The organism is Mesorhizobium sp. P170090, from assembly GCF_057786115.1.
Window position 1 is genome coordinate 2,532,448 of record NZ_JBYNWH010000001.1, and the last position, 12,524, is coordinate 2,544,971.

Consider the following 12,524-nt stretch of genomic DNA (forward strand, 5'->3'; position numbering starts at 1 on the left):
TCTAAGCCGCTGATGACGGACCGTGTGGTGCCGCCGCTGTCTCTGCGTCCTGCAATCGCTGGTCCTGCCATGCAATTCCCCATCAGAAAGCCTTCGGACAGCTGAACGCGGAGAGCGCCGGCAGCGTGAACGGATTACCGTCCTCCCCGGTCTTGATCGTGTAGGCGACATCGCGCCCGCCGATGAGGAAATGCGCTTCGAGACTGTCGCCATTGGCGGTGACCTGCCCCTTGTCCAGCAATCGTTTCAACGCCCAGGGACCGTCGAACTTGATTGCGGACTCGCGGCCGGGCAGCTCCGGCGTCAGGCTGAGACTGGCCGAACCGGTCTTGCCCGGCCACGGAATCAGGCCCGGCGTGTTGCCGGCCTGGGTGGCCTGCAGCACCTGGCCGTCGATATTGAGCAGCGCCATGTCGGCATCGCCATGCAGCGACAGCGGCGTGAAGGTGATGTTGATCGACGGCACCGGCCCGCCGAGCGGAAAGAAAGCCGCGCGGATTTGTGCCGCGAGCTGAAAGTTCTTCAGCGTCGATTTCGCCAGATTGCGGCCGAACCTGGTGTCCTGCTTCCAGTCCCAGTCCTGGCCGCTCATGTCGACCAGCGACGCCAGGTTCTGCGCGAAGAACCGGTCGAGAACCCCGCCTGGAGAAAACAATCTGGCAAAATCCGCCATGGCGACATCGTCGGTACCGGCGGGGGCGAATGGAAAGCGCCCGGCAATCATCTCTTCGCACGGACGGCCGACGGTCTCCTCCAGCATCTCGTTGAGACGCGTGGTCGATGTTTCGGCGACGGTGCCCTCGAAATCGTCCGCCGCCGCGCTCACCATCCTGGCCAGCGCCTTCGGCAGCCGCGAGGCGTTGGCGCGTAGAGTCGATATCTGCAGCTGCAGATTGGCGTTGGCCTGGTCCGTCTGGGCGGGGACATCGGCGGCCAGCCGCACGCTCTGATAGATTTCGCGGAAATTCTGGGTCAGGGCGTCGAGCGGCCGCTGCCCCGGCGCCCCGGCCACCAAAGCCTGGAAAGACCGGAACTGGGCTTCGATGTTGGCGCCGGGATCCTTGTTCTGGGTGCTGACAAAGGCGGTCCCGGCCCTGCTCTGCGATTTGCGCGCCGCAATCTCGATGCCGATGCGGGCGAGGCCCTTGGCGCGCGCGGCGGTTTCCTGGTCGCTGTCTTGAGACGGCGCAGCCGGATTGCGCTCTTGCGTCAAAGCTGTTTCGCGCGCGATCGCCTCGAACAGCTGCATCAGCGGCGAACTCGGTGATCCCGCTGCGGACAGCGCCAGATATTGCGGTTTGTCGGCGGCCATTGCCTTGAACTTCAACCTGTCGAGCACCTCGTTCCACGCCGCCGCAAAGCCCTTGCCATAGCGATCGAGCAGCTCCGGGCCGAGCTTGAGCAATTCCTGGTCGAAACCGCCTTGCTCGCCGCTCGAGCCGATCACCCATTGATCGTCGACCAGCGCCTGCGCGCTCCTGGCAAGTTGCGCCAGATAGAAGTCGAAGCCGGCATGGGTGTAGAGACCGGGGACGCGAAGGCCGGCGAGATCGTTTCCGTCATTGCGCTCGAACAGCATCGGCGCTTCCGGGCCGGCTTGCGAGGCCACCGAAAAATCGTCCAGCGCCGCCGCATAGGTGGCCGACTGGATGAGAGCGGTGGCGCGATCGGCAAGGCTCATGCGGCCGAGCGAGCGCTGGGCGGATTCGACCAGCGTGCGGTTGAGTTCGAACGAGGGATCCTGGTCGTTGTCGAGCGCCAGCATGGCGCGCAAATGCTTCTCCAATTGCGCCCGGCCGTCGCGATTGTGGGCGCCGGGATAGCGGTTCTGTTCCCAGTCCCGTTTCAGCCAGGTGACGACCAGCTCGTCATCCACTTTCGGCGCCTTGCCGCCCAGCATCAGGTAAATCTTCAGCGGCTCGTACAGCGCCATCGGATCGGCCATCCTGGCCTCGATCGTGCGTTCGAGCTGGAACAGCAGGCGCGAGCGGAACATGCGCTCCAGCCCTTGCCGGTAGGCAGTCTCGGAAGCCGAAAGGATACGCTCGCGCTGGCTGAGGCCGAACGTCGCCGTGGCCGGCGTCGGCTGATCCTTGGTGTCATAGCCGGCTGGTAGGCCGCGCAGCGCATCTAGCGCACCGATGACGGTTTCGAGGTCGGCATCCGACACCGTCGTGCTGGCCAGCAGCGGCGCGGCTGTCGCGCGGTATTGGCCTGCCGCCTGGCCGGTCGCGGCGACCAGCGATTTGTTGGTCGTAAAGCTCAGGCCGAGAACGCCAAGCGCGGCGATCGCTATGGCCGCGATCGCTGTCAGGCCGGCGTAGCGGGCGATCGCAACGCGCCTGTCGGCCGCCCTGTCATAGGACACCCAGCCGGACTCGGCGAAAATGACGCGGCTCAACAGATCGTGCAGGAAGAAGCTTTTGCCGGTGCCGGAAAGATGCGCCTGGGCACTCCTGCCGAAACTGCGGCCTATGCTGCCCAGCAACTGGTCGATCGGCGTGCCTTCCTGCGTGCCGGAAGAAAAATACAGGCCGCGCAGGGGGGCGTTCAGCTGCTTGCGCGTCGGCTCGAAAACGCCCTCGAGGAAATGCACGATCCGGCCTTTCAGCGCGCCGAGCTGCGCGGCGAAGCCGAAAATGGCGATGCGCGCGACCGGATCGGTCTCCGCCTGCAGCCGCTCGCTCATCTCTTCGGTCAGGCGCTTCACCAGCGCGTCGAATTCGGCTGGCGCTTCCGCGACCATGTTCAGGCCGCGCTCGGCGGTCTGGAAGGTCGCGCCCCACACCTTGCGCCGGCGTGCTTCGTCGAAACCGCCGAAATATTCCATGAATCCGGAGACCAGGTCGGCCTTGGTGAACAGCACATAGACGGGAAAGCGGACCTTCAGGACCTCGTGGATTTCCTGCAGGCGGCTGCGGATCTCGGCGACACGGGCCGCCTGCTCGCCGTCCGCCATCAGATCGGCAAGGCTGATCGCCAGGATGACGCCATTGATCGGCTGACGCGTCCGGTGCCGCTTGAGCAGCGACAGGAACGCCAGCCAGCTTTTGCTGTCGGTCCGTGCATGGGAATCCTGCGTCGTGTAGCGCCCGGCCGTGTCGATCAGCACCGCCTCGTCGGTGAACCACCAGTCGCAATTGCGCGTACCGCCGACACCCGCCACCGGCTGCGCCTGGCCCGACCCGGCAAGCGGAAAGTTCAGGCCGGAATTGACCAGCGCGGTGGTCTTGCCGGCGCCCGGCGGGCCGATGACGATGTACCAGGGCACGTCGTAGAGGAAGTTGCGCTTGCCGCTCGATTGCCTGAGCGTCGCGACCGCTTCGTTCATGCGAGCTTCCAGCACCTTTGCATCGCTGCCGTCATCCTCGGCGCTGGCCATGGCGGCCTCCAGCGCCTTCTGCGCCTTGCGCCTGCGCCAGAACCGGATTGCGTAGATGATCGCCACCGTTCCGACGACGATGCCGATGATCGCTGCCCGCAGCCAGATGGGATCCAACGGCCGGGCGCCGGCAAAGCGGATCAACGGGCCGGCGTACCAGACCGCGGCTGCAAAGCCGGCGAGCGCGAGCGCGCTGAAGATGCGCAGCAGCCAGCCGGTCACAGCATCTCCTCCCGCGGGATCATTACATCGACACGGCGGTTTTTGGCGCGGCCCTCCGGCGTTGCATTGTCGGCGATGGGCTCGTCCTCGCCCTTGCCCTCGACCTTTGTCCGCAACGGATCGCTGAAATGCGCTGCGATCATCTTTTCCACCGACTGGGCACGTGCGACGGAGAGGTCGAAATTCGATTTGAAGGCGCTGGTCTTCTTCGGTTTGACGTTGTCGGTGTGGCCGACGATCCGGATCGGCCCGCGCTCCGCGTCGAGAGCCGCCGCGATGCTGGCGGCCACCGGCTCGAACTCCGGCTTGACCTCGGCTCGTCCCGACTGGAACAGCAGGGCGTTGCTGATTTCCACGATAATGAAATCACCCTTGGTGCCGACGCTGACGCCGCCGCCTTCGATCTCCTTGGCCAAGGCAGTGCGGATGCGATCGACCTGCGCAATCGTCGTTGGCGCTGCGACGACCTTCACCTCCTCGGTCAGCGGGACGAAGCCGGTGCGCTCGATGGTGACCGGCGTCGCCGGATTGAGCGCCAGCAACTCGCCGGCAACAGCCTCGCCATCATTGGTGATGAGCACGCGCAGCGTGAAAAAGGCTGCGGTCAAGCCCGCCGCGGTTGCAGCGGCTATGACCCAGAGCGGAACCCGCCTGGAGCCTTGCGCCGATGTGACCGACAAGCCTTGCCAGCGCGGCGAGATGTCGTCGTCACCGGGGACGCGGAAATAGGCTGATGTCTCGTAGACGTCGCGGCGGACCCGTTCGAGGCTCTCGCGCGGCTGGCCGCGATACTGGCCTTCGAAGCCAAGCGACAGGCAGACATGCATCAGCTCGATGAGATTGCGATGAGGTTCCGGCGTCGCCAGCACCGTGTTCAGCGCCTGGAAAAAACCGGCGCCGGTGGGTTTGACCTGGAAGAAGCGCTGCAGCATGGCCTGCTGCGCCCAAGCATCCCGGCTGGAACCGGGCAGATTGGCGACGATATCGTCGGCGGTTTCGCAAAGCACATAGCTGGCGATGCGCGCATCCTCTTCCGAGGTATCGGTCCTGGCGATCTTGCGGTCGAAATCCTCGATCAGGCCGGCGACATGCTGCGCCAGCTTCTCGGCCGGTCTTTCGACAGCCATCAGCCGCAGATGCCCAAGCAGCATCAGCAAGGGCGCCGCGGCAGCGACGATCGGGTTGGCCGCGCCATAGTCGACGCCGTCGCTGGCGCCGAGCAGCGCATCCCATGGCGTTTTCCCCGCCGTCCCGGCTGAGCCGTGAACGGGCGGATCGGCCGGCGCCTCAGTGAAGGGCGTACCCTGATAGATCACCGTCCCCGTGACGTCGGGTGGCGGCTGGCGGCCGGCGTTGGGGTCGAAAACCGTGGGTTCCGGGACGCTGGCAGGGGCGATCACCGTACTGCCGGGGGCCGGCGCATCGCGGGCGAGAACCGTCTTTTGCTTGCGGCCGGGATTGGGGCGGCTGGGGCGGATGACGGTTTTGCCGGTCGGATCGAAAGGATCATCCTTCGAGCTCATCGCCGATCCCTGCCTCTACGCCCGCGCGCCGCGACGCACAGCGCCATGTCCGCGCAAACGCGGACCGCAGGACGCTATCTCGCCGTGACATGACATGTGCCGCAGACCCCCGAGGTCGACCAACCGTACCCGCGTGCTCAATCGTCGTATGTGATCGTAGTCTCAGAAGGTTGCGATGGAAACCCGGCGCAATTTTGGTGGCCGGCCCGTGCTCGGGTCGCCTTCACGGTGTCTTCAGCGGTGCGCGGGCTTAGCCCTTGCCGGTCTTCTGTTTGGCGGCCTTGGCATAGGCTTCACTGAAATAGGTGAGGAATATGTCCAGCATGCCGTTCTCGTGCGCTTCCTCCTTGGCCCGCCAGGTCGCGACCAGCGCGTCCCAGGCGCGCGTTTTCTTCGAGGCAAAGGAGGATGGCGGCAGTTTTTTCGCAATCGCCTCGGGCGACAGATCGTCAAGCAACCGCGACAGCGCTGCCTGCATGGCGGCGAAGGTGGCGAATTCATGTGTTTTGAGGTCGTGGAAAGCGTCTTCGATGCTGTGCCTGGCATCGAGATAGCCGGCCCTGCGCCGCGCGAACATGATGTCGAGGATTTCGTCTGTCCCGGGCACGAACTTTAGCGGATTGTTGTCGGCGGAATTGATCATGGTCCGGTCGCTGGTCTTGGCCAGGACTTTTGCAGCGGCGCGCGCCTTCAACAGCAACACCAGCTCGTCGACGAGGATGCGCAGCACCGCGCCGATCTCGCCGGCTACCTCCTGCGGTTGGCGCAGCAAAAGCACCTCTGGCGGAATGCCGGCGCCGGCGGCAATCGCGCGCAGGATCTCGTCGGCTTGCTGCGGCCGGCTGGAGACCGAAGCGGGTGGCGCGGTCGGTGACCGTGGCGATGCGACATGGTCTGGAAAGGATCCGGCAACGGGCATCTGCCGTTGCGTCGAACCATGGCCACCGAAGGCTGGGTTCCCGTCATCGATCGACACCGAGACGATATAGCGGCCGATCCGGAGCCGGTCACCTTGCGCCAACCGATGCGGGCCGGTCAGGCGCTGGCTCGACCCGTTGACGAATGTGCCGTTGCGCGAGACGTCGTGGAGAAAAAAGGCGCCGCCTTCGTAGCGGATTTCGCAATGTCGGCCGGAGATGAACTTGTCCGGATCGGGCAAGGTCCAGGCGCAGTTCTCCCGCCCGATCTCGAAGCCGCGGTCGCGCGATGCGTAGCCGGGCGGCAGCCCGGCAGGCAGGACATCGACATTGCTGATCTGCAGACTGATGAACATGCGCTATGGACCGTCGACCGCTGCCGTTTCCATTGATCCGATGTGCCACAGTCTAGCAGCTTGCGGGCACAGCGGGAGAGCGGCGTTTCACACTGGCGAAAGCGGCGCAAACAGCAACGGCCTGCCGCTTGTCCTCTTTGGTCTGCCATTGAACATGTGGTAGGCTCAACATGGCTTGGGTGGCAAGTTGCGAAATATCCCTGAACGTGAGGTCGTTAACACAAGAAGGGCTTCGAACCTGCCACACTAGCGCTCAGGAGGGGCACGACCCATGCCGAGTGAACAACGCGCCGCGCTTGTGCAGACGCCGGTCGGCGCCGAACTGTTGACTTTCACGCATCTCGTCGGCCGCGACGAGATCAGCCGCTGCCTTGCCTACACCGTTGGATTTGTCTCGACCAATGCCGATATCGACCCGCTGAAGATGCTGGGCGGCGCCGTTTCGATCGAAGGGGAGGCCGACCCCAAGCGCTGGTTCAGCGGCCTCATCGCCGAGTTTCGCCTTACCCGCATCGAAGATCGGCTGGCTCACTATGAGGCGGTCGTCAGGCCGTGGCTGTGGTTCCTCGGCAATACCACCGACTGCCGCATTTTCCAGGACAAGACCGCCGTCGAGATCGTGGAGGAGATTTTCTCCAAATATGGCGGCATCGCCAAGTTCGAGAAGCGCTTGCAAGGCTCCTATCCGCCGCGCGAATATTGCGTGCAGTACGACGAGAGCGACCTCGATTTCGTGCAGCGGCTGCTCGAGCATGAAGGCATAATGTACTTCTTCGAGCATGCCGAGGGTGAGCACACACTGATCCTGGCCGACGCCATGAGCAAGCTCAAGCCAGCGCCGGGCTATGAGACGGTGCTATATCAGTTCGAAGGGCAGGGCTCGCGCCGCGACGTCGAATACATCACCGACTGGATTCCAGGCAGCGCGGTGCGCCCCGGCGCCTATGCCCACACCGATTATGACTTCGAAAAACCCGCCGCCGATTTGATGGCGAAGTCGGCGCAGCCCTTCGGCCACAAGCAGGCTGCCGGCGAGAACTATCGCCACCCCGGCGCGCATCTGGAAGTCGGCCGCGGCGACAGCCTGGCGGCGATCAGGCGCGAAGAAATCCAGGCGCCGCATATGCGCATTGCCGCCGTCGGCACCGTGCGCGGCCTGTTCTCCGGCTGCACCTTCAAGCTCGACGGCTTTCCGCGCAAAGACCAGAACAAGGAGTATCTGGTCGTCAGCGCCGAATACCGGCTGTTCGATCCGGGCTACCGCGCCGGCGTCGACACCGATGGCGAGAATTTCAAGGTCGTGCTCGGCGTGGCGCCGACTTCAGTCGCCTATCGGCCACCGCGCATCACGACGCGGCCGATCATGCGCGGGCCACAGACGGCGACGGTCGTCGGTCCGTCCGGCGAGGAAATCTTCACCGACAAATATGCCAGGGTGAAGGTGCAGTTCCACTGGGACCGCCTGGGCAAGAAGGACCAGAAGAGCTCGTGCTTCGTGCGCGTGTCGCAGACCTGGGCCGGCAGCGGCTGGGGCTTCATCCAGATTCCCCGCATCGGCCAGGAAGTGATCGTCGATTTCATCGAAGGCAATCCGGATCTGCCGATCATCACCGGCCGGGTCTACAACGCCTCGCAGATGCCGCCCTACGGGCTGCCCGGCAACGCCACGCAGTCGGGCTGGAAATCCAACTCGTCGAAGGGCGGTGGCGGCTACAACGAGCTGATGTTCGAGGACAAGGCCGGCTCCGAACTGGTCAATTTCCAGGCGCAGAAGGACCACCACCTTCTGATCAAAAATGATCGCAAGAAGCTGGTCCAGCACGACCAGTCCGACCGCATCGACCACGACGCCAAGCACTCGGTCGGCCACAACCTCGACGAGGACGTCGGCAACAACAAGACGGTCAAGGTCGGCGTCGACCAGACCACCGATATCGGCAACAACGACACCGAGACCGTCGGCGTCAACCGCTCGCTGACGGTGGGTTCGAACGAGACGATAAGCATCGGCTCCAACTCGACCGAGACGATCGGCGCTAATCACACGCAGACCGTGGCGATCGTGCAGACGGTGACTGTTGGCGCGGCGCGGGTCGATACCGTTGGGGCCTCCGAGACCCGAACCGTGGGTGCGGTGCAGACCAATACCATCGGCGCGACACGCTCAATGACCGTGGGCATCAGCCAGACGCACAACATAGGCACGAGCGATACCTGGACCATCGGCGCCGATCAGAGCATCAGCATCGGTGCTGGCCAGACCGTCGCGATCGCCGCGTCACAGGCCACCGATGTAGGCGCTTCGCGCATAGCCAAAATCACGTCGAATGACTCCACTGAAGTTGGTGGCGGGTTCATGCTCAACATTGCAAAGGGTAGCCTTACCGACATCAAGGAAGACTCGGTTACAAAGTCTGGCAAAAGCCTGTCGATCGAAGCGGCGGACGACATCACCCTAACATGCGGAAGTTCGAAGGTTGTCATGAAAAAGGATGGCACGATCGTTGTGGAGGGAAAGGACATTTTCTTGAAGGCATCTGGTAAGATCAACGCCAAGGCCTCGGGTGACATCATCCTGAAGGGCTCGAAGATCAACGAGAATTGAGGTCGCGATGAGCAAAGTTGTCGAGCGTATCTATGGGGTGGTCATCGGGCTGTTCCTTGGTTTCGACGATCAGGGTCCGCTGGTTGTATTTCCCGGCAATCCCGAGGATGTGGCGCTGAGGGCCAGAAGCCTGGTTGAGCTCAATCAGGCTATGATAGGATCAGAAGTGGCGTTGCTGTTTCAGGACGGCGACCCGAGACGTCCGCTCATCATGGGACCGATCATCGAACCAGCCCGCAAGCGCGCGGCCCAGCGCGTTATCAGCGATGGTGAATATGTCCGACTGAAGGCCTCGAAGAGGATCGAACTTCGCTGCGGAAAGTCCAGTCTCATACTTGACAGTGATGGACATATCTCGCTTCGCGGAAAATACATCGTGAGCCATGCTAGCGGTGCGAACAATATCCGCGGTGGCTCCGTGAATCTGAACTGATGACTGGGCCACAGGTCACAACGCAGGCGCGGCCCAACAGGGTGGCTGATGACGTGCTCCGTCAGCATGTCGAATTGGTGGCATTCCTTTGGGCGCAAAGAGATACGCTGCTGAATGCAGACCCGCCGGACGTTCAGGTGGCAAAGAGCTTTGGCGACCGGCTTGAGGTGCATCTAGACGCGCTGCGGATCGCCGGCGCGGCGGCTTGGCCATTTGCCATCGAACAATGGGCCGATTTTCCCGACAAAGGCGAACTTTTCACGTGTGCATGGCTGGCAATTGAGCTGGAAGACGAAAAAAGCCTGAACGAGTCGATTGAATTCTTCCGCGCTGAAAGGAACGCAGCCTACGGCTTTGTTGGCGCGTTGGAAATCCATCGAGCGGACAAGATCGCGAGGTGGGTCAGACAGTGGGTGTCGCACGAGGATCCCGTTAAGCGGCAACTTGCCGCTCACGCGATCGACGTGCACAAGATGGACCCCGGCAGAACGCTTTTGCGTTTGCTAAAGGACTCTGGCGCAGAGACGCGGTGTATCGGTCTTAGGCTCACGGCGAGACTTCGACATATCGAGCTTGTCCAGGTTGTCGCGGCGCTGCTCGATGATCGCGATGCCCAGGTACGCTTCTGGGCCGGTGTCGCACTCGCAGAGCTTGGATTTGGGGAGCGGGTTAGGCCCGATCTTGAGGCCGTAGCCGCATCAGACGACGCTAACGCACTCACCGCGCTGCGTACTTTGATCAAGACAACGCAGTCGAGGGAAGTCCGATCCTGGCTGGGAGGTCTGATGCGCGCCGCGAACCCGGCGGCTGTCCGCGCAGTTGGGATGCTCAACGACAAGACCCAACTCAACTGGCTCGTCGATCGCATGCGCGAACCCGCGATGGCCGCCGCAGCGGGTGCGGCTTTTCTGGAGCTCTTCCCCGACGCTGCGCAAGAAGATGATTTGTTCACCATTGACCCAGCCGAAGCCGGTTTGGAATTTGTCCACCGCTTCGAATATGGCGAGCAAAAAATCCCGCTGGCTGACAAAGTCATGGAGTGGGCCAAGGCGAGTGGATTTTTCGGATAGGGCCAACCTTGCAGCAGCGATCTCTCCGCACACGCGTGGAACTGCTCAGATCCCTATCGGGTGACCGAAAAAATATCTCTGCCCCGCCTTGAAGCCCCCGATCTCATCGCTGTCGAAAAATGTCTCGAGGATTCCGGCAGCCTGCAACGATTTCAAGTTGCCGTTTCTATCGAACATTTTCGAGCAATTGATGCCTGTGGTAGCCTCGAACAGCGTCGCTTCCCGTGCCAGCCTTTGCTCCCGCTCCTCGTCCTGTTTCAAGTTGCGATACATGCGCTTCGCAATCTTGGCGATGTCGATCGCCTCGCCTCCATAGATCGGAATATGCTTGGAGCCTACGCGCTCTAGCACCGCATCGCGCGCCTGCTTCACTTGGTCGAAATATCTCTCGCGGTTAGCTCTCTCGACCCAGCCCTCATCCGTCAAGACTTCCTCCATGGAACCCGCCATCAATGGGCCATCCTCGGCTTCAAGAAGGAAGGATATTTCCTGCTCGATCTGTCTTAGCGGCTCGATGTCCCCAGCTCGTTTGTGCGCTTCCATAAGGTAGTCGACCGCAGAGAGGTTGGATGTAGCTCCCAGTGCAATTGCCAGGAAATAGAGGAAATTGTCTCCGCTTTTGTCCTCGATATGATCGAAAGTCTGCCGCACCGACTGAAGTGTGCCGGCATAACCGGAAATGTTGGCGATCGCATGCCAAAGTAGGTAAAGCGGATTGTCTCGCATCAACGGGCCGAGTTCCGGAAGCCTTGAAAAGTTTCCGCGCGTGCATCCTAGCAGAACCGCTGCTATCCGCTCCCATGCGCGTGTGCTCGTTTCGAGGCGGGCTAGGTCCAACGCATAGAGGTCGAACGACTTGGGATGAAACCCATAGCTGAGTTCCTCGAATGCGGTGTTGGCGATCTTTGGATAGTGTTCCATGTCTACTCAATAAATTAGGCTCGCGACCTTTTCCAGTTCGCTCTGGTCATCTTCGATATCGTTGCACGCCTTGGTGTTCATGTAGTGCTGGGGAACGACGTTTCCTTGATCGTTGCAACCACCTGCCATGCGCGGCGTCTTGTGGTTTAGTTTGCTAGGTGGTGGCTTGTTTGGAGGGGGATAAGCAGCGGGAATCGGATTCGTCGGGTTCATCTTGCTCCAGATACTCAGAACCGCGCTCTTCTTCTTCGAGCTGAAGGCGTCGCCCGCTGCCTGGGCCGCTGTTGGACCAAGTGGTCGCTTCACGGTCGGACGATGTCGCGTAATCTTATCGCGATGCTGAGGTATGTCGAAATGGAGTGCGCAGCCCTGGTTCTCCTTCGTCTGGACATTTGGGCAACTCGGCTGGCCGTCCTTTCTTTTCTTGCGCTGCCTGGTCTTTCTTCTGTTCATCCGCTCGAGGGTCTCAGTTAGTGTATCTTTCTCGGCCTGCTTGTCCGGCACTTTGATCAAGCTGATCTGCTTTCGCCAGAAGGCGCCCGCCGTCATCACCCGATACGGTCTCTTGGTCTTGGGGTCCTTCTGCCACTTATGCAAAGGGTTGCCGCAACAGGGACATTTGCCGGCTTGGATGGCCGCCTTGGCCTGTTTCATGTCCTGGGTTTCATTCGTAGGCGCCGGTGGCGTTGCGCCGATCTGCGAGGCGTGATTGCTTGTTGTTATGTCGATATGCCGGCAAACGTTCTTGCCCTCGAACTTCACCGTCATCGCCCAGGCTTGGAAGTAGGTCTTGCCGGTGATTTGGTGGGTGACGACAGACGCGCCAAAGCTCCGGGTGGCCGCCTCGTTGCCCAAAGGCGACGATTTGTAATAGGACTTTTGGGCGAGCGCGGCGGGTTTGCCGCCGATATTGACCGTCTCGGACCCTTCTTGGAGGTCTTTCGAAAACGACGTGTCAGGATAAGGAACCGGGATAGGCCCGGCTGGCGGCGAAGGCGGTGACAGACACACGTCGGGAAAGCGCGCCAATGACTTGTTCATGCCGTTCTTGCCGGCGATTTCCCACTTCTCGGCGAAGACGTCCTTTGTCATCGG

General features: G+C 62.0%; 8 protein-coding genes. 3 read left to right on the plus strand and 5 right to left on the minus strand.

Features of this window, described 5'->3' with window-relative positions; all coding sequences use genetic code 11:
* Positions 1-82: 82 nt before the first annotated feature.
* The 3 genes from tssM to tagH all read right to left on the minus strand — a co-directional run bounded on the left by tssM (position 83) and on the right by tagH (position 6,400).
* Positions 83-3,604 carry a type VI secretion system membrane subunit TssM gene (tssM, locus tag AC3EML_RS11980; protein WP_023714860.1) on the minus strand — a complete coding sequence of 1,174 codons (3,522 nt, stop codon included), beginning with the start codon at positions 3,602-3,604 and terminating at the stop codon, positions 83-85.
* Positions 3,601-5,127: a type VI secretion system protein TssL, long form gene (tssL, locus tag AC3EML_RS11985; RefSeq protein ID WP_352521216.1), complete on the minus strand. Its 1,527-nt coding sequence runs from the start codon at positions 5,125-5,127 to the stop codon at positions 3,601-3,603. The genes tssM and tssL overlap by 4 nt, the downstream gene beginning before the upstream one ends.
* Positions 5,128-5,377: 250 nt before the next feature.
* Positions 5,378-6,400, minus strand: a complete 1,023-nt coding sequence (gene tagH, locus AC3EML_RS11990; protein WP_023695279.1) for a type VI secretion system-associated FHA domain protein TagH — start codon at positions 6,398-6,400, stop codon at positions 5,378-5,380.
* A gap of 271 nt (positions 6,401-6,671) precedes the next feature.
* On the opposite strand from tagH, the gene AC3EML_RS11995 reads away from it, so the two are divergent.
* The 3 genes from AC3EML_RS11995 to AC3EML_RS12005 are packed head-to-tail and all read left to right on the plus strand — an operon-like array spanning position 6,672 to position 10,508.
* Entirely contained in the window at positions 6,672-9,005 is a 2,334-nt protein-coding gene (locus tag AC3EML_RS11995) for a type VI secretion system Vgr family protein (RefSeq protein WP_352521217.1), read from the plus strand.
* A gap of 7 nt (positions 9,006-9,012) precedes the next feature.
* Positions 9,013-9,438: a DUF6484 domain-containing protein gene (locus AC3EML_RS12000; RefSeq protein ID WP_023823522.1), complete on the plus strand. Its 426-nt coding sequence runs from the start codon at positions 9,013-9,015 to the stop codon at positions 9,436-9,438.
* Between the two features lie 41 nt (positions 9,439-9,479).
* Positions 9,480-10,508 carry a hypothetical protein gene (locus tag AC3EML_RS12005; RefSeq protein ID WP_155923912.1) on the plus strand — a complete coding sequence of 343 codons (1,029 nt, stop codon included), beginning with the start codon at positions 9,480-9,482 and terminating at the stop codon, positions 10,506-10,508.
* A gap of 45 nt (positions 10,509-10,553) precedes the next feature.
* Here AC3EML_RS12005 and AC3EML_RS12010 read toward each other — a convergent pair whose 3' ends face one another.
* A complete protein-coding gene (locus tag AC3EML_RS12010) occupies positions 10,554-11,429 on the minus strand; it encodes a hypothetical protein (protein WP_352521218.1) in 876 nt (291 codons plus the stop codon).
* A gap of 6 nt (positions 11,430-11,435) precedes the next feature.
* Positions 11,436-12,521: a DUF4150 domain-containing protein gene (locus AC3EML_RS12015; protein WP_023823519.1), complete on the minus strand. Its 1,086-nt coding sequence runs from the start codon at positions 12,519-12,521 to the stop codon at positions 11,436-11,438.
* Positions 12,522-12,524 lie beyond the last annotated feature (3 nt).